Genomic DNA, 18,598 nt, shown 5'->3' with positions numbered 1-18,598 from the left:
TCAAGATCTCCAAATGTCATCAATGGCGGTACGGAATTGGCGTGCGGCCACCACCGGATCGGCAGCCTCGGCCAGCGCACGCCCGGCGATAAACGCCGTCACGGCAATGTTTTTAAACAGCGGCAAATCGGCCGGGACGATCCCGCCGGTCACCGAAAGCTCAATCCCCAGATCGGACAGCGCCTTCATGGTATCCAGATCCTGTTGGCCCCAGGTTTGTCCGCTGGCCTGAGCATCGCGGCCCCGGTGGTAAATCGCCTGTTTTATGCCCAGATCGCGCCAGGCTTTGGCATCTTCCAGCGTCCAGCGGCCAAACAGCTCAATCTGGATTTCACCCCGGTAGCGCCCGGCGACTTCCAGCGCACTAGCCATGGTGGCCAGGGGGGCTGCGCATATCACGGTCATCCAGTTGGCTCCCTGCGAAAAAGCCTGTTCGGCCAGGGTAGCTCCGGCATCGGCCACCTTCAGATCGGCGACCAGCGTGTGTTGTGGGCAACGTTCACGCAGGGCGCTCACTGCCTGGATCCCGGCGCTGATGCATAAAATAGTGCCCGCCTCGATGATGTCGACGTACGGATGCAGACGGTCAACCGTTTGCAGAGCGGCATCCAGCCGGGTGTGATCAAGCGCCAACTGCAGGCGCGGGTTGATGGTCATAAAGCCTCCTGAAAGTCGCCGTGTTGCAGCGTTTGTAGCGTGGTAACCAGCGCCTGATAACGTTGGTATTTACGGTGATAAGCATCCTGAGCAGCGGGATCGGGCAGAACGGTTTCGATGCGTGGAGCCAATGCCCACTGCGCGGCGGCAAAGTCGCTGAAAGCGCCTGTGCCCACCATGGCAGCCATTGCTGCACCTAAACAGCCGGTTTCCTCCACCTGCGGGAGCTCGACCGGTAAGCCGCTGACGTCGGCAAACATTTGCATCCAGGGTGCCGATTTAGCCGGCCCGCCGGTGACGCGAAGTGCCTTGGTCTGGGGGAAACGTTGCCGCATACGGTTCAGGTGGGTCATATGGCAGAACACCACGCCCTCGAAAATCGCCTGTACCAGATGTTCGCGCTGATGGAAGGCCTGCATACCGTAGAAGCTGGCACTTAATCCCAGCCCGGCGTTGGAACCATAAAGGAAGGGGGCAAACAGCAACTGGCTGCCAGCCTTGGGTAGGCCAGCCACCCAGCGGTTGAGCTGCGCGTAATCGTGCAGGCCCCATTGCTGGCAAAACCACTCCAGATTCGCAGCGGAGGTGGGGCTGGCTTCGTGGACGATGTATTTGCCTTGCTCGGCATGGCGGCCATAAACGAATGGATAGCCGGAGTCGGAAGCGATCGTTGCGGTGATACCGCTGGTGACAGACCAGGTGCCCATTACCGCGTTGAGTCGGGTTTCATCCTGCAATCCGGCACAGAGTGCGGTGGATACCACGTCAAACAAACCGCCCACCACCGGGGTGCCGACTTGCAAGCCAGTCAGCGCCGCTGCTTCCGCACTAACGCGCCCGGCGATCTCGGCAGAACCGACAATCGGCGGTAGGGCCGGCACGATCTCGCCGATGCCAAGCAGCTCTGCCAACGCCGGCTCATAACGGCCGCGCTCCATCTGATACAGGTTGGATTCGGAGATATTGGTTTCTTCACAGGCCAGTTCGCCCGTCAGGCAGTAGCGCAGGTAGTCATGCGCCATCATCACGCTGCCGATCTGGGCATAGCGCTCGGGTTGATGCTGCTTGATCCAGTGCAGCAGTGAAACCGGATGGCCGGTCCATAACGTCTGGCGAGTTTGATCGTACAGGGCTTGCGGCATGCCCGCTTGTTGCCAGGCCATCACCTGGGCCAGTGCCCGCTGATCGGAAGACAGAATGGCGTTACCCAGTGGTTTCCCCTGTCTATCCAACAGGAACACGCCTTTGCCCTGGGCCGAAATCCCCAGCCCCTGAACGGCAGACGCGGCGATACCGTTGTGTTCCAACACCTCACGGATCACGCTGGCGGCAGTTTGCCATAGTGTGGGCATATCCCGCTCCGCCCAGCCAGGTTGCGGGGCAACGATTGCCAGATTACGGCGGGCAATGGCCAGTTCTTTACCCTCGGCGTTATACAAACCGGCCTTGATAAAGGTGCCACCGCAATCGAGCCCTAGCCAGTATTTCATTGATCGCTCCCGGCGACCTGGTCGCATTTATTTGGCAACATCAGCGCCAGCAGTGCGGCGATCGCCAGTGAGGCAGCCAGGCTGTAGACGCCAACGTCCTTGTTGAACACCGTGATCAGCACGCCGACCATATAGGGGCCGCAGAAGCCACCGAGGTTGCCCAAGGCATTGATCACACCACGTGCGCCACCGGCCACTTCGGCGTTGAATAATTTGGGGGGAATAGTCCAGAACACGCCTGCGGCCGCCTGAATAAACACGCCGCAGCCGACTAACGCGGCATAAGACCACCAGATGTGATCTTTCAGCAGCACGGAAAGCGCCATGCAAATAGCAAAGCAGGCCAGCGGCAGAGCAACGAACACTTTGCGTTTACCGGTGCGGTCGGACAGCGTGGAAACGATCAGCATGCCGAAAATGGCACCAATGTAGGGCAGTACGGCAAGCCAGCCCACCTGTTCCATATTGCCGTTGGTCAGGCCTTTCAGAATGGTGGGCAGCCACAGCGTGTAGCCGTAGATCCCGGTTTGGTAGAAGAAGTTAACCAGGATCAGTTGCCACATGATCCGGTCGCCCAGCACGCGCCGCAGCGAAGCATTGCGTACCGTTTTGCCTTTGATCAGCAGTTGTTCGTCATGCAGTGTTTTAATCAGGTAGTCTTTTTCGGCCTGCGAAATCCATTTGGCTTCCTGCGGGCGGTTGCTAATGGTGAAGCACCACAACGCCATCACCACCAGTGATAGGCCACCTTCTACCAGGAACAGCATGCGCCAGTCCCAGGCGGTGATGATCCAGCCGGATAGCGGGGCGGTGAGGATACCGGCGATCGGCACGAACATGATCACGATGGCGTTGGCACGGCCCCGCTCCTTGTCCGGGAACCAGTTGCTGATCATGGTCAGCACCACCGGCAGCATCCCGCCTTCGGAAACGCCCAGGGCAAAGCGCAGGAACAGCAGTTGGTATTGATTGGTCACCAAACCGGTCAGCACCGAGATCACCGCCCAGGCCAGCAGCGACCAGCCAATAAACTTCTTGCCGTTACCGTTAACGGCCAGCTTACCGCCGGGCACTTGCAGAAACAGATAACCGATAAAGAAGATGCCGCCCGCCAAACCAGCCATTGAGGCGGTGATCCCCAATTCGGCGTCCATGCCGCCAGGCATGGCGAAGGCGATATTAACGCGGTCCATATAAGAAATAATGCAGGTAATCAGAATTGGCGGCACAATTCTCAGCCAGCGTAATTTGGGTATGGCCTGACTTTGGCTAACAGCAACAGAAGCAGTATTCATGTTATTGATACCTTCGCATAAATAGGGGGCTCGGAATAAATCCGTATTATTGTTTACCGTTTTATAGGTATTATTTGATGTTCTATCTTTTGGACGTCATGATATTAGGCCGCTGCTTAATGCCAGGGCGTTGATACCATCCTTGATAATAGCGATCCGTTGCTCGACGCTCTCTTGTGCTGAGGTGGACAGTAATTTGATACCGGCATAGTTTAATTCTGCCAGCGGAGCCTGATTAAATAATTGCCGCGCACTGTCCAGCGTCATTAATGATTCATGACATACATAATGACTGCCATCAAATGGGGCGAAGGGCGCATGTGTATCCTCCCATTCGCCATAAGCACCGTGGCTGGCGGTGCCGGAGAACATCAGGGCGCTTAATAACCCTGCCTGTTGACACTGCTTCACCTGCTGCAAAGGCAGATGATCATTATGCCCCTCAATAGCAGATCGGCCCCAGTTGATGGCAAGGGTCAGCGTATCGTCAAAGTGGCGGTTAATCGCCTGTGCCGCGATGATCTCATCTTCCAGCGTCAGGAAACCCTTGCGTGGTATGGGCCCGGTCAGCGCATCGCAGTGCTCAATCACCAAATCGCATTCCCAGTGCCAACCGGCAATGTCTTCCAACGAGGCAATGAAGGCCTGTCGCGCCGCCGCACTGTCTTTTTCCTGCCGGTTGGGAGCGGATTGCAGCTCCAGGGCTACCACCTGTTGGCGACCGGCGCGATCGTTGGTGCGCTTAACTTTGTCATGTATTAAGCGGATATAATCCACCGCAGCCTGGCGCTCCTCTTCATTACGGGCGGCGAGGCCAAAATCCCGCCCGCTACCGCGTCGTTGCATAGTCCCCATCACCGCGGTAAGCACCAGTTGCCAGTGGTTGGGGATCTGCTTAAGCAAGAAATCGTCACCATAAGGATGCAGGTCATCCAGACAAGGTTGCTCCAGCCCACGGATCAGCGGCAGTTCAGCCAGCCGATCCCAGAATTGAACTTCCTTCTCACGTTCGAGTTGATGAAATGAAGGTGCACAAGGATAAGCACCAATAATAAAGCCCGGCGTTGTGTTTTCCATATTTTTCACCTGATATTATTGCAATCAATGAAACGGCTAAATTCACGTTATGAGACAGTGTTTATTTCATCGTGCTGGAAAGTAATGTTATCGGTATTTTCACCACCACCTTTCTGATATCGCAGGGCGATTGATTAATACAGGCAGGGCGATGGACATCCTGCGGGTAAAATACCGCAAAATTACCGGGCTGCATGGTTAACCAGGATTCGTCTTCCACATCCTGATAGAAAATAATGTCGCGCTGTGCTAATAACTCCTGATGAATAACGTTATTTCCTCTGTCCGCCGCAACGCCTATTAATTCAGTGCCGCTTACCAGGAACTGCACGTCGATATTTTTACGGTGCACTTCAGGGCGCAACTCATCTTTATGCTGTGTGTGTAGATCCAGTACCTGCACCACATAACCGGTTGCCGGATCCTCATAACGCCCGGCAGACAGGCTGGTAAAATCGGTGTTCTGCAAATAGGCCACGGCTTTGGCAATCGCCGGGGGATAGTGTTCTGCTGCCGTATGGGCAATATGGCCGAAGATCATAAACTGCTCCTTAAAGTGCCTGAATGCGGGCCCAGACGCGATCGTCTACCGGGATGCCATCGCGTTGATTTTCGGCGCGGACGCGCGGGAAGCGGTGGCCCGGCAAGCGAATGGCGACCTCTGGGTTATCACGCTCGGCGCTGGTCACGTAATCCATAATGCGCTGCAGCTTTTCATCACGGGTTTTGCCGTCGATCAGGCGGTCGATCTCAATGGCGATAAACACCTGCGAAATGCCGTATTCATCGCGGTTATCTTCGGTAACTTCAGCGACCGATGAACCGCCAGAGAGCAGGGTAGCGATCATATCCAGCACTATCGACAGCGCAGACCCCTTCCAATAGCCCATCGGCAAGATACGCCGATTTTCTTCGATGATAGCCGGATCGCGCGTCAGGTTACCGTCGTTATCGAAACCGCCGTCTACCGCCAGTTTTTTGCCCGCCAGGCGATTCATTTCCAGCGCACCGTAGGAGAACATCGACATCGACATATCTACCATGGTGATCGGGTTACTCGGCACGGCGACGATCAGCGGGTTAGTGCCGATACGGCACTCTTTAGCTCCCCAAGGTGGCATGACGGCGATCGAGTTGGTCCAGCAAATGCCGATATAGCCTTGCTCTGCCGCTTGCCAGCCGTAACCTCCGCCCCGCATCCAGTGGTTGGCATTACGCAATGCTACCAGACCAATCCCGTGTTGATCCGCTAACTGCATGGCGCGATCCATCATCTTGCGGGCGGTCAGGTTGCCAATGCCCTGATGGGCATCCCACTGTTCGATTGCGCCTAACGAAAGCAGCTTGCTCGGTTCGGCGTCAGGCACGATATCACCTGCGTCCAACTGCTGAATAAAGCGTGGGAAGCGGTTGACCCCGTGGGAATAGACGCCGCTTTCGGTGGTATCGGCAAACAGAGTGGCACACTCATTCGCCGTCGGTTCCGCCACTCCCCGTGCCAGCAACACGCGTTTGAATTGCTGTTTTAACTCGGTATAGCTCACTCTCATACTGCTGTTCCCCTATGGCGAATCGAATGTTTTGTGTTCTTTTAATTTCAATATGCGAAATTGCATTTCAAATAAATGCTATACCCCTGTCGGGACGAAGTCAAAGCCGGAGTGTAGGAAATTATCTCGTAAAAACAGATGGTTAAATTAACCTGGCGATTATGTGATCGGCAACACAGTTTGAGGGAGTTGGCGTGCTACAGACGTGACGAAGCAGGGAGAGGCAAACTCCCCCTGCGTGATGATCAGCCCATGATTACCCGTGGGTATTCAGGACAATGCGGTACAACGATGTGGTGGCGGTAATGTAGAGCTCATTGCCTTCTGGCCCGCCGAAGGTGCAGTTGGAAACGCACTCCGGCACCGGAATTTTGCCAATTTGCTCCCCACGCGGATTAAAGATAATCACGCCGTCGGCACAGCTGCAAAACAGATTACCGGCGCTATCCAGGCAGAAGCCATCTGGGATCCCCGGCGCGACCTGAGCAAAATGCCTGCCAGCCTTCAACTCCCGCCCTTCAACCTGATACACCCGCAGCTCTCGACGCCCAAGGGTAGGGAAGTCAATAATCGACATATCCGCCACATACAGCAGGCTTTCATCCGGTGAGAAAGCCAGGCCGTTGGGCCGTTGCAGATCGCTGGCGGCAATGTTCAGCGAGCCATCCCGGGGATCGTAGCAATACAGATAACAGCCGATCACCTGGCTTTCAGACTTGTAGCCCTCTTCATCGCCGATGATGCCGTACGGCGGATCGGTAAACCATAATGTACCGTCGGAACGCACCACGATGTCGTTTGGTGAGTTGAAACGCTTACCGTCCACCCGGTCGACCAGCAGTTGGACACTGCCGTCGTGTTCGGTGCGGCTGATACCCCTCCGCCCATGTTCACAGCTGATGACACGCCCCTCGGCATCGCGGGCATTACCGTTGGCATAGTTGGATGCAGCACGCCATACGCTGAGCTCGCCATTGCGTTCCCAACGGAACATGCGATTGCCTTTTACATCGCTGAATACCACTGCATCCTGTTGCGGCAGCCATACCGGGCCTTCAGCCCAGACGGCGGGGGAACACAAACGTTCCAGTTGTTGTTCGATCATCCCAACCTCCCGATCACTTCACGCCCCAAATTGTTTTGTAATGTCCCTGATAGTCATTTTGTGGGTCATACATATTATTCGGGCCACCGTCATTGGCGATGTTCTCGCGGGTGACCAGATGGGCCGGAGTCACGTAACCGGAAGGCGCCTGCTTGGCGAAGGCACGGTTAAACTCATCCAGCAACTGCCAGCCGTGCAGCTTCAGCGGCTCGGGCACGGTGGCAGACTGGTTGTCACCGGAACGAATACGTTGATAGGCAGAAATGGAGCCGTCACCGGCCGAGATATTGAACGGCGCATTGCTGCCGCCTTTACCGGCTGTTTTCAGCGCTGGGGCCATAAAATCGAAATACAGATCGTTGATCGCCAGCGCGTACTGGAACTTGTCACCGTATTTCTGCAACAGGCTGAAGGTCATGGCTGGCATGCGGCTGGCGGTGTCTGCCAGCGGGGTATCGATAAACTCGACCAGCTTACAACCGCTGCATTTAGCCACTTCCTCTTTCATCACGTTGGCTTTGTCCAGAGCGATTTGGTACAGCGAATCGGTAAAGATCAGCACGTTGGCCTGCCCGTCGGACTTCACTACCGCATATTGTGCGGCGATGCGCGCTACCTCGTTGGAATCGGAAGTGACGTTATAGAACACATCGTATTTGGCGATGGGGCCAGGCTCTGGCACAGCATGCCAGGCTGTCAGAACGATCCCCTGAGCCACCGCCTTTTTCAGCGGGATTTTAGCCACGTTAGGGTTCCAGCCGCCGATCACGATCCCGTCTGGCTTTTGGGCAATGGCCTGATTCAGCGACGACAGTTGGTCTTTAACCGAGCCGCCACCGTCCAGCGTTTCCAACTGCCAGCCTGCCACCTTGGCCGCTTCGCTCAGCCCTTGCTGCACTCCCTGCACGCCGCCGTTCTTCATGTCGGAGGCAATAAAGATGATTTTCTTGTTCGCCTGCAACTGCGGCCCGCTGGTAGGGCCATCCCATTGGGTACTGCTGGCCGTGGCTTTGGCTACCGCCGCCGTAGCCTGATCGAGATAGGCATCTGCCCAGGCCGATGAGGTGGCCAACAGCAGAGTGGTGATCCCGGGCAAAATCCAACAATGTTTCATGGCTGTGCTCCTGATTAAGGATTGATCGCTTTTTGGTTGTTGTTGTCGGCAGATGCCGCCTGACTGCGTTGTACTGCTTTCTGATTGAGTAACCGACGGCGTTGGGCATAGCCCGCCAGCGTGATGGACAGCAGCAGCGTGGCGCCGTTGAATAACGGTTCGACCCAGAATTCCCCACCAAACTGCTGGATCCCCGCGATGCCGATCGCCAGAATGGCAATGCCGACCACGGTGCCCCAGACGTTCACCCGTCCTGGGCGAATAGTGGTACTACCGAGGAATGCGCCCACCAAGGCGGGTAACAGGTAATCCATCCCGACGCTGGCCTGGCCTACGCCCTGTTCGGCAGCGATCAGCACGCCGCTAAAACCGGTGAGCACGCTCGAGGCGATAAAGGCGCCAATGGTAAAGCGATTGACCGAAATACCGTTGAGCCGCGCTGCAGCCGGATTGCCGCCTACCGCATACATGCAGCGGCCCAGCGGGGTGTGTTCGGTGATCAGCCACAGGATGATGGCGACGATCAGCACGTAAAAGGCCACAATCGGGATCCCGGCAATTTCAGTGTGATGCAAGGCGATAAAGGCGTCAGGCAAGTCGCCGACAATCTGCCGACCGCCGGAGTGCCACAGCGCCACCGCATATAGCACGGTGCCTGAACCCAGGGTGGCCACGAAGCTGTCGATATCCGCCAGCGCCACCAGGATGCCGTTAAGCAGGCCGTATAGCGCGGAAATGACCAGCACGGTCAGCACCGCCATCTGCCAGGAGAAGCCATATTCCACCTGCAAGGTGATCGCCAGGATGTGCCACAGCACGATACCGAAACCGACGTTCAGGTCGATCTTGCCGACGATCATCGGAATGGTGGCCGCCAGCGCCAGCAGGGCGATTTTGGCCTTGCTGGAAAGGATTGCCTGTACCGTCAGCATCGAGGCGAACGACGGCGTGGTGAGTGAGAAGACCATCACCAGCGCGATACACAGCAGCAGCAGGCCGTAGCGGGTGATGATTTGCATCAGCCATGGGCCAAGGCCGTCCTGCCCCAGGCTGACACGCTGTTCCAGCGCCGTTGATTTGACGGACGTTTTATTCGACATGGTATTCCTCCACAACGGCTTCCCCGGTGCTGGCAGAGGCCAGCTCCAATAAATTGGCGAACGAGACCTGCTGGTTCTTCAACTCGCCCACCACTTTCCCTCGGTTAAACACCAGGGCGCGGTTACAGATATGCGCGATCTCTTCAAAATCGTTGGAGATCACCAATACCGCCACTCCGGTTGCCAGGGATTTATTTAACAGATGATAGATTTCGGCGCGGGCGCCCACGTCAACCCCGGCTGTGGGGTCTTCCAGGATCAGCAGCGGTGCCGCAAGATGCATCCAGCGGGCCATCACCACTTTTTGTTGATTGCCACCCGACAGGGCGCTGATATCGATATTGACGTCCTTGGGCCGCACGTCGAACAGTTGCACCTTCCACCAACTGGCCCCGATTTCGGCGCGGCGGCTATAGCGTGAGAACAGCTTATGGCCGCTGGCACAGGGGTTGATAAACAGGTTTTCCCGTACGCTCATCGACATCACCAGGCTTTCGCCGGTGCGATCGCCTGCGACCAGAGACACGCCACAAGCCATCGCCTGCTGTGGGGTACAGGCCGCGTAAGGTTTATCGCGGAACTGGATTTCGCCGCTGTCTCGCTGACGCAGGCCAAACAGCAGGCGGCCAATCTCTTCCTGGCCAGCGCCGCGCAGCCCGGCAAGAGCGAGCATTTCACCCGGCTGCAATTCGAAGCTGACCGGGCCGATATCCCCGACGCTGACGTTATGCAGTTGTAACACTGGTGGCTGGTGCTGCGGCAGCGGTTCACGCTGATCTTCCGCCATCGCTTCACCCACGATCATCTGCACCAGATCGCGCAGGGAATAATCGGCGGTGTTGCCTCCGGCAACGTAGCGGCCATCACGCATGACGCAAACCCGATCGGCAATTTCAATCACTTCATCCAGGCGATGGGTGACGTAAATCATGCCGACCTTTTTGGCGCGTAGACGGTTGATCACCGCAAACAGATGACGCACGTCGTTGGCGGGTAGGGAAGCGGTGGGCTCATCCAACACCAGCAGTTCGGCATTCACCGCCACCGCTCTGGCAATGGCCAGCAACGATTTCTCCGTGCGGGAAAGTTCAAATACGCGCGCGTCAGGGTCCAGGGCAATCCCAACGTCCTGCAAGGCTTCCAGCGCACGGCGGCGAATGGCACGCCAGTCGATCAGCCCGAAACGGCGGGGAAACCCCATCACCAGCGCCATGTTCTCCGCTACCGTCATCCATTCAATCAGGCCCAGATCCTGATGGATAAAGGCAATCGGCTGGCGGCTATCACTTTTGATCGCCGCGGCCGAGGCAATGCTGTTACCTTGAAAGTGGATGTCGCCGCCATCGCGCGGATACACTCCGGCCAGGACTTTGATCAACGTGGATTTACCCGCGCCGTTTTCTCCTAGCAACGCCAGCACTTCGCCGGGCATCACCTGCAGGCTGACGTCGTTAACCGCGATGTTGCCGCCAAAACGTTTGACGATATGGCTGAGCGTAAGAATGGGTTGATCCGCATTGCCTTGAATCATTTGATGCGCCCCTGTGTCGGTTCGCGCCATCAGCGCGATGCCAATAAGTGAACTGCTGCTGTTTAAATCAACCTTAAATTTCAACATGCGAAATCTGATTTCAAAAATGATATGCCTAACGTCGAGCTAAAGCAAAGCCGGGACAGTTTTAATTCTCTTTAATAAACAATGGATTATTTTTAATTTTGTCAATTTGTGACGCACAACTCACTTATAAGGTTACCGGAATGTTGCGGGTTTTAACCTCGTTACTGAAAATGATACGGCGTTCCAACTTCACCTGATGCGGCCCATGGAGTAACATTCTCCTCCAGTAGGTCCGCTTCTTACGCCGTGGCAACGGCTGGCGGCTCAACAATGGAGAGACTTCGCTATGAGCCTGAAAGCTGTTGACGAAAAAGATGACAAAAAAGACAAACCCCTGGGCAGCCAAAGCCTGTTTCGTGGTTTGCAGCTGATTGAAATATTGAGCAATTTCCCTAATGGCTGCCCGCTGGCACACCTGTCCGAGCTGGCAGAGATGAACAAAAGCACCGTGCACCGCCTGTTACAAGGGCTGCATACCAGTGGCTATGTTACGCAGGCGCCTTCCCCAGGCAGTTACCGCCTGACCACCAAATTCATTTCTATTGGTCAAAAGGCACTTTCTTCACTGAACATCATCCACGTGGCTGCCCCTCATTTGGAGCAGTTGAACCTGGAAGTGGGGGAAACGGTCAACTTCTCCAGCCGGGAAGACGATCACGTGATCCTGATCTACAAGCTGGAACCGACCACCGGCATGATGCGTACCCGCGCCTATATCGGCCAGCATATGCCGCTGTATTGTTCGGCGATGGGTAAAATTTTCATGGCTTATGGCAAGAGCGACTATCCGGATCACTATTGGCAAACCCACCAGCAGGAGATCCAGGTGCTGACGCGTAATACCATTACCGAATTGCCGAAGATGTATGAGGAGTTGGCGGATATCCGCAAGCAGGGCGTGGCGATGGATCGCGAAGAAAACGAGCTGGGCGTGTCCTGTATTGCTGCCCCGGTGTTCGATATTCAGCAACGGGTGCCTTATTCCGTTTCGGTTTCGCTGCCTACCGCCAAGCTGCAACAGGTTGGCGTGCAGTCGTTGATGAAACCGCTGCTGGAGACCACGCGGCGCATCTCTCAGGAATTGGGGTTTGTGACGCAGGGGTAATTTTGCTTAACAAGGCAGATCCCTGACGGAATTTGTGCTTAATTTAACAAGATTTGCGCAACATTTGTGCAATCCAACACATCAGATCACAAAAAAGGGACACAATGAGTTATCTTATGTCCCGATTTCATCCCTTTAACGGATCCTAGACCCATATGATTATCAAACCTAAGGTTCGCGGCTTTATCTGCACCACCACTCATCCGGTCGGTTGTGAAGCCAATGTTCGTCGTCAGATTGCCTACACCAAGGCGCAGGGCAAGATTGCCAATGGCCCTAAACGTGTGCTGGTGATCGGTGCATCTACCGGTTATGGTCTGGCTTCCCGTATTGCCACCGCCTTTGGCAGCGACGCCGCCACCATCGGCGTATTCTTCGAGAAAGCGGGCAGCGAAAGCAAAACCGCCACCGCTGGCTGGTACAACTCGGCCGCTTTTGACAAAGCCGCTAAAGAAGCTGGCCTGTACGCGAAAAGCGTCAATGGTGATGCTTTCTCCAACGAATGCCGCGCCAAGGTAATTGAGCTGATCAAAGCCGACCTGGGCCAGATCGATTTGGTGGTTTACTCGCTGGCTTCGCCGGTGCGTAAAATGCCAGATACTGGCGAAGTAGTGCGTTCCGCGCTGAAGCCAATCGGTGAGGTTTACACCACCACCGCTATCGACACCAACAAAGACCAAATCATCACCGCCACTGTTGAACCGGCGAGTGAAGAAGAAATCCAGAACACCATCACCGTGATGGGCGGCCAGGATTGGGAACTGTGGATGTCGGCGCTGGAAGAAGCAGGCGTGCTGGCCGAAGGTGCCAAGTCTGTTGCCTACTCTTATATCGGTACCGACCTGACCTGGCCAATCTACTGGCACGGTACTTTGGGCCGCGCCAAAGAAGATTTGGATCGCGCAGCAACCGCTATCCGTGGCGACCTGGCTGCCAAGGGCGGCACTGCACATGTTGCCGTGCTGAAATCCGTGGTCACCCAGGCTTCATCTGCGATCCCAGTGATGCCGCTGTACATCTCCATGGCCTTCAAGATCATGAAAGAGAAGGGCATTCACGAAGGCTGTATGGAACAGGTTTCCCGTTTGATGCACACCCGTCTGTACGGCGAAGAGATGCCGCTGGACGATCATGCCCGTATCCGTATGGATGACTGGGAACTGCGTGATGATGTGCAGCAGGCCTGCCGCGATCTGTGGCCGTCAATCACTTCGGAAAACCTGAGCGAACTGACCGACTACACCGGCTACAAGCAGGAGTTCCTGCGCCTGTTCGGTTTTGGTCTGGAAGAAGTGGACTATGACGCGGACGTTAATCCAGACGTGCGTTTCGATGTGGTAGAGCTTTAATTTCTACCCCTAGAATGTAAAACAGGGCCCGATTGGGCCCTGTTTGTTTTTAAAACGTACCGAAATCAATCCTCATCGTCGTGCTCGTCGTCTTCATCCATTACGATCGGGCAGTCGAAGTCATCCGGCTTGAGCACCAGCAGGTCACATTTCAGATGGTCGATCACCTGTTCCGCAGTATTGCCGATAAATGCAGCAGAAATACCGGTGCGGCCCAAGCTACCTAACACCACCACGCCCGCTTGCAAATGCTCGGCCAAATCCGGGATCACTTCCTCCGGCAGGCCTTTCTCCACGTGGGTGAATTCTTCGTTGATGTGGAATTTCTGCCGTAACGCCTTCATGGCGATCAGATGCTGCCCGCGGATCGCATCGTTATAGATGCTGGGGTCAAAATCGGGCAGTTCGATGGCGATATTGATGGGGGTAACCGGGTAGGCACCCACCAGGTGCACTTCGGTTTGATCGACGTTTTGCGCCAGTTCGAGCGTTTCTTTCACCAGCCGGATATTGAGTGGGTCGTGATAAGGCTCTTCGCTGGATAGATTAACCGCCACCAGCGCTTTACCCCCTTCAGGCCAGGGTTGGTCTTTCACCATCCACACCGGGCAAGGGCATTTGCGCAGCAGATGCCAGTCTGTTGGGGTGAAGATCACCGATTCCAGCCTGTCGTGCTGATGGGCCATCTTCAACAATAAATCGTGCTTGCCGCTCAGCACTTCCTGAATGATCGCCTCATAGGGGCGATTGTGCCACACCACTTTGATTTCAATGGGGACACCGTCTTCAAGATAGAAGCGGCATTGCTCTTTAATCCACGCCGCCCGTTGGCTGATCACCCCTTGCCGCATTGCCGTTCTTTCGTCAGGGGAAAGCAGGGTGGTCATTTCGTAAGAGAAATCATAGATAGGAAGGAAGGCCTTAATCCGCCCACCGTTCCGCTTGATCAGGTAAACTGCCCGGCGCAGTGCCGGTTGATCGTCCTGATTGGGGTCAATAGCCACCAGTAGATTCTGATACTTCGCCATAGGGCCTCCTTACAGCTGTAGATCAACAGTCTGTTTACATACAGAGTAACCCAACATTGAAAAACAGAACAGCGGCAGAGGGGGACTAGGCCAACAATTTCAGCGAATTATTGGCCCAGTAGGGGTTAGGCGCTTACGGAGACGTTGATGCGTGCGGCACCTGCCAGTTGTGACAGGGCGTCTGCGTTTTCGATGGTGATGTATTTGCCTTTCACGCTGAGGATTTCGCTTTTCTGGAAACGCCCCAACAGGCGGCTGATGGTTTCCACCGTCAGGCCCAGATAGTTGCCGATATCGCCACGGGTCATGGTCAAACGGAACTCACGCGGTGAGAAGCCTCGTTCGGCAAAGCGGTGCGACAGGTTATACACGAAAGCGGCCAGGCGCTCTTCGGCGTTCTTCTTCGACAGCAGCAGGATCATATCCTGGTCGCCTTTGATCTCACCGCTCATCAAACGCATGATTTGCTGGCGCAGATTAGGCATTTTGCCCGAGAGATCGTCCAGCGTTTCAAACGGGATTTCACAGACCATAGAGGTTTCCAGTGCCTGAGCGAAGCTTGGGTGCTTCAGGCCACCGATGGCGTCAAAGCCCACCAGATCGCCCGCCAGGTGGAAGCCGGTAATTTGTTCGTCACCCTGTTCGGTGATGGTGTAGCTTTTGATGGTCCCGGAGCGGATGGCGTACAGTGATTTCAGTTCGTCACCGGCTTTAAACAGCGTTTGGCCTTTCTGGATCGGCTTTTTTCTCTCGATGATGTTGTCGAGTTGGTCCAGCTCATGCGTATTCAGCGTAAAAGGAATACACAATTGGCTGATGCTGCAGTCTTGGCAATGGATCGCACAACCACCAGACTGGATACGACGAATCACGCGTTTTTCCGGGATCATAGATTAAGCTCACGCAATAATTGATATGAGTCAATTTTAACATCTTTTGCGGCAGGTGATAAGTACAGCAAGAACAACAATGGCGACATTTTGTGTCTTTTTTAAACAGGCCTCTTGCTCATCATTCCGTAGCATACTGATGTTTAGTGATTTATTGACTTCGGAAAAGCCTGGCTGATATTGACTAAAACCATATGAAAAACGAATAAATCTCGCATTATCATCGGCTTTCTGCGATTAGTCTTATCGATTGTGGGGGCATTAATGGGCGGATAGCTTTCATCCGTGATGGTCACGTAGGTTAACGAGTAAATATTTCTACACAAAACTGTGCGGTGAATGAGCCCGCCAGTTGTGACGGAACTGTGCAGGAGCGAACGGGCGCAGCATGCTGCGCCCAGCTTTAAAATCAGGCGCTATTTTTAGCTAAAGCATCATTAGCCGGGGCATAGCGCGGGACGTTGTTATGTCCTGGCTGGTCGACTTTGACGATCAGCGTCAACACCGCCGCCACCAGATACAAACCGGTATACACCCACACTACGCCTTCGATATCAAAGAAGGGCAGCACTATAGAGGCGATGGCTGGGGCCGCGAAGTTGCTCAGGCCAGCGGAAAGGTTATAGATCGAGATGGCTGCGCCTTTGTGGTTGGGTTCCAGCACGGGGAATACTGCGGTCATGGGGACGAAGGCCGCAACGGTGATCCCAAGCATCACTGCTGGCACCAGCGCGATCCAGAAGTTATGGCCAAAATGCACCGGCAGATAGTAAAACGCCAGGCTGGAGATGGCGCAACCAATGCAGCCAAACCAGCGCACCTGGCGCAGCCAACCGATTTTCTCCCCCAGAATGCCCCACATAATGTTGGTGAAGATGGTGACAAAGAAGAACACCGCCCAAATTTGCAGCCACTCTGACATGCTAAAGCCCAGCCGGCCTACATACAGCATCGGCATAATCACCGCAAAGCCAAACAGCGACAGCGTGTTGATGATACGGATCAGGCAGGAGAGGAAGATATTGCGGTTGGTGAACAGGATTGTCACCGCGCGGGAAAGCTCTTTGAGTTTCTCCTGCGGTGACAGATCGGCCTTGGGGCTGGCCTCACCCACGTTGCGCAGCAGGAACATCGCCATCAAGCCACCGGCCGCCACCCAGACAATCGCAAACCACAGTGTGCCGGTTTCGCCCATCAACGGAATGGTAAAGCTGGGCAGATAGCTGCCGACACAGCCGATGCCGATCGAATACATCGCCCAAAACCAGCCCATCGCGGAAGAGAGCTGCTGTTTAGGGACGTTCTGCACCACCAACATTACAAACGAATAGATAAACAGCGGATAGGCCAGGCCACGAATGCCGTAAAACAGCAACATCAGCGGGTAGTTACGCATCCCCAGGCCAAACAGCATAAACAGCACGTGCATCACCAGCCACAGGATAAAGCCGATGCGCATTGCCTTTTGTGGCGTGATGATTTCGGCCACCACGCCGGAGCTCCAGGCTGCCAGCGCCGCTGCCAGGCCATACACGGTAAACACCAGCGCCGACTGTGCCGGAGTGAACCCCATATCGGTGATGTGTTTAGACAGAAAAGCCATCTCAAAGCCGTCGCCGCTCATGAAAATGGCGATGGCGATGTAGCCCCAGAACAGGTTCATTGGCAGGCCGAACCAGTGTTTATGTGTTTGTGGCATAACAAACTCCAGGATAGGTGTAAGGGTACAGTCTTATTATTTTTTACTGCGCCAGGATCATGCCCGGCGCAGGGCCAATTGTTGTTGATAGAGCTGACGGTAGGTGGCCAGACGTTCCGCGAGTAAAGGTTGGCGTTCGCCGTCCGGCAGGAAGCGCCGATCGATGGCGGGTTTGTGGCAAACCTGATCCACCGTTCCACCCGCTGCCAACCATCCCAACCGCGCCGCGCCCAAAGCGCCACCGGCTTCGCCGCCAAGATGGGTGACCACCGGCAAATCGAGTACGTCGGCCATCAGTTGTGCCCAATGTTCGCTACGAGCGCCGCCGCCAATCAGTGAGCATTGCTCCAGTCGGGTTCCCGCTTGCGAAAGCACCTCAAGGCCGTCCGCCATGCCGAATGCCACGCCTTCCAGTACCGCATAGCCCATTGATGCACGCTGATGGCTGTGGGTCAGGCCGTGGAACGCACCGGTCGCCAGCGGATCGTTGTGCGGCGTCCGTTCACCGGACAGGTAGGGCAGAAAGACCGGTGCCAGGCGCTGTTCCGCCAGGTTCATCTGGGCGATTTCGGCCAACAGCGTGGGTTCATTACTACCCACCAGTTGGCAGAACCAGCGCAGGGCACTGGCGGCGGTAAGCATCACGCTCATCTGATGCCAACGCTCAGGCAGGGCATGGCAAAACGCATGGACGGCGGATTGTGGATTGGGGCGGAAGCGATCGTTAACGGCAAACAGTACGCCGGACGTCCCCAACGAGATAAAGGCGTCACCTGGGTTAACCGCGCCAATGCCCACCGCGCTGGCTGCGTTATCTCCACCGCCACCGGCGATGATAATATTGTCAGCAAGGCCCCAGGAGCGGGCAATATCACCTTTCAACTGGCCGGAGACTTCGCTGCCTTCTACCAGACGAGGCATCTGATCGCGGTTGAGGCCACAGGCGGCAAGCAAGGAATCTGACCAGTCCCGCTTGCCGACGTCGAGCCACAGCGTACCCGCCGCGTCCGACATATCCGAAACCTTGTCGCCACTCATCATCCAGCGCAGGAAGTCCTTGGGCAGCAGCACGGTGGCGATTTGCGCGAAGATATCTGGTTCATGCTTGGCAACCCATAACAGCTTGGGTGCGGTGAAACCCGGCATCGCCAGGTTACCGGCAACGTCATGCAACTCTGGTGCGTTCTGCGTCAACTGTTTGCATTGTTCTGCGCTGCGAGTGTCATTCCATAAAATCGCCGGGCGCAAAACCTGATTATCACGGTTGAGCAGAACCGCACCGTGCATCTGGCCGGAAAGCCCTAGCGAGCGGATCTGCGGCCATTGTTGTGGAATTTTGGCGCGTAAACGGCTCACCACTGCCTGCGTTGCTCGCCACCAATCGGCCGGATCCTGCTCTGCCCAGTGAGGATGCGGGCGTTGTACTTCCAGCGGTTCACCGGCGCTGGCGATCAGAGTGCCGTGGTCATCAATCACCACGGCTTTGATTTCTGAGGTGCCTAAATCGAGTCCTAGATACAT

The 18,598-nt window shown here is 55.6% G+C and carries 16 protein-coding genes; 2 read left to right on the top strand and 14 right to left on the bottom strand.

Going from position 1 to position 18,598, the window contains the following annotated elements; translation table 11 throughout:
- The 10 genes from ulaD to IMQ33_RS20850 all read right to left on the bottom strand — a co-directional run bounded on the left by ulaD (position 1) and on the right by IMQ33_RS20850 (position 10,919).
- Complete coding sequence (gene ulaD, locus IMQ33_RS20895) at positions 1–657, bottom strand: 3-keto-L-gulonate-6-phosphate decarboxylase UlaD (RefSeq protein WP_065685769.1); 657 nt, start codon at positions 655–657, stop codon at positions 1–3.
- A complete protein-coding gene (locus tag IMQ33_RS20890; protein WP_196061607.1) occupies positions 654–2,147 on the bottom strand; it encodes an FGGY-family carbohydrate kinase in 1,494 nt (497 codons plus the stop codon). Before IMQ33_RS20890 ends, ulaD begins: the two co-directional genes overlap by 4 nt.
- Positions 2,144–3,442, bottom strand: a complete 1,299-nt coding sequence (locus tag IMQ33_RS20885; RefSeq protein WP_196061606.1) for an MFS transporter — start codon at positions 3,440–3,442, stop codon at positions 2,144–2,146. The genes IMQ33_RS20890 and IMQ33_RS20885 overlap by 4 nt, the downstream gene beginning before the upstream one ends.
- Before the next feature lie 96 nt (positions 3,443–3,538).
- Complete coding sequence (locus IMQ33_RS20880) at positions 3,539–4,519, bottom strand: DUF4862 family protein (protein ID WP_196061605.1); 981 nt, start codon at positions 4,517–4,519, stop codon at positions 3,539–3,541.
- Positions 4,520–4,580: 61 nt separating this feature from the next.
- Positions 4,581–5,060 (bottom strand): YhcH/YjgK/YiaL family protein, encoded by a 480-nt coding sequence (locus tag IMQ33_RS20875; protein WP_161712339.1) that lies wholly within the window; start codon positions 5,058–5,060, stop codon positions 4,581–4,583.
- 10 nt (positions 5,061–5,070) lie between these two features.
- On the bottom strand, positions 5,071–6,069 hold the full coding sequence (gene yiaK / locus IMQ33_RS20870; protein WP_065685773.1) for a 3-dehydro-L-gulonate 2-dehydrogenase: 999 nt from the start codon (positions 6,067–6,069) through the stop codon (positions 5,071–5,073).
- A gap of 256 nt (positions 6,070–6,325) precedes the next feature.
- On the bottom strand, positions 6,326–7,174 hold the full coding sequence (locus tag IMQ33_RS20865) for an SMP-30/gluconolactonase/LRE family protein (RefSeq protein ID WP_098931042.1): 849 nt from the start codon (positions 7,172–7,174) through the stop codon (positions 6,326–6,328).
- Positions 7,175–7,187: 13 nt separating this feature from the next.
- Positions 7,188–8,288, bottom strand: coding sequence for a substrate-binding domain-containing protein (locus IMQ33_RS20860; protein WP_196061604.1), 1,101 nt, complete (start codon positions 8,286–8,288; stop codon positions 7,188–7,190).
- A 14-nt stretch (positions 8,289–8,302) separates the two neighbouring features.
- Positions 8,303–9,388 carry an ABC transporter permease gene (locus IMQ33_RS20855; RefSeq protein ID WP_196061603.1) on the bottom strand — a complete coding sequence of 362 codons (1,086 nt, stop codon included), beginning with the start codon at positions 9,386–9,388 and terminating at the stop codon, positions 8,303–8,305.
- On the bottom strand, positions 9,378–10,919 hold the full coding sequence (locus tag IMQ33_RS20850) for a sugar ABC transporter ATP-binding protein (RefSeq protein WP_196061602.1): 1,542 nt from the start codon (positions 10,917–10,919) through the stop codon (positions 9,378–9,380). The genes IMQ33_RS20855 and IMQ33_RS20850 overlap by 11 nt, the downstream gene beginning before the upstream one ends.
- Positions 10,920–11,292: 373 nt before the next feature.
- Here IMQ33_RS20850 and IMQ33_RS20845 point away from each other — a divergent pair, with 373 nt between their 5' ends.
- Positions 11,293–12,111: an IclR family transcriptional regulator gene (locus tag IMQ33_RS20845; RefSeq protein WP_024530145.1), complete on the top strand. Its 819-nt coding sequence runs from the start codon at positions 11,293–11,295 to the stop codon at positions 12,109–12,111.
- 155 nt (positions 12,112–12,266) lie between these two features.
- On the top strand, positions 12,267–13,460 hold the full coding sequence (gene fabV / locus IMQ33_RS20840) for an enoyl-ACP reductase FabV (RefSeq protein ID WP_021177880.1): 1,194 nt from the start codon (positions 12,267–12,269) through the stop codon (positions 13,458–13,460).
- A 65-nt stretch (positions 13,461–13,525) separates the two neighbouring features.
- Here the strand turns inward: fabV and uspE are convergent, their stop codons facing one another.
- The 4 genes from uspE to xylB all read right to left on the bottom strand — a co-directional run bounded on the left by uspE (position 13,526) and on the right by xylB (position 18,598).
- A complete protein-coding gene (gene uspE, locus IMQ33_RS20835; RefSeq protein ID WP_024486035.1) occupies positions 13,526–14,488 on the bottom strand; it encodes a universal stress protein UspE in 963 nt (320 codons plus the stop codon).
- Between the two features lie 125 nt (positions 14,489–14,613).
- A complete protein-coding gene (locus IMQ33_RS20830) occupies positions 14,614–15,378 on the bottom strand; it encodes an FNR family transcription factor (protein ID WP_021177882.1) in 765 nt (254 codons plus the stop codon).
- A 409-nt stretch (positions 15,379–15,787) separates the two neighbouring features.
- Positions 15,788–17,077, bottom strand: coding sequence for an MFS transporter (locus IMQ33_RS20825; protein ID WP_065685777.1), 1,290 nt, complete (start codon positions 17,075–17,077; stop codon positions 15,788–15,790).
- A 57-nt stretch (positions 17,078–17,134) separates the two neighbouring features.
- Positions 17,135–18,598 carry a xylulokinase gene (xylB, locus tag IMQ33_RS20820; RefSeq protein ID WP_065685778.1) on the bottom strand — a complete coding sequence of 488 codons (1,464 nt, stop codon included), beginning with the start codon at positions 18,596–18,598 and terminating at the stop codon, positions 17,135–17,137.

Source organism: Serratia sp. Res13-Sevr-LER1-36-b (assembly GCF_015673035.1).
In the GTDB taxonomy this organism is placed as follows: domain Bacteria; phylum Pseudomonadota; class Gammaproteobacteria; order Enterobacterales; family Enterobacteriaceae; genus Chania; species Chania fonticola_C.
Note: the sequence above shows the minus strand (reverse complement) of the source record. Positions and strands in the feature narration are given on the sequence as shown.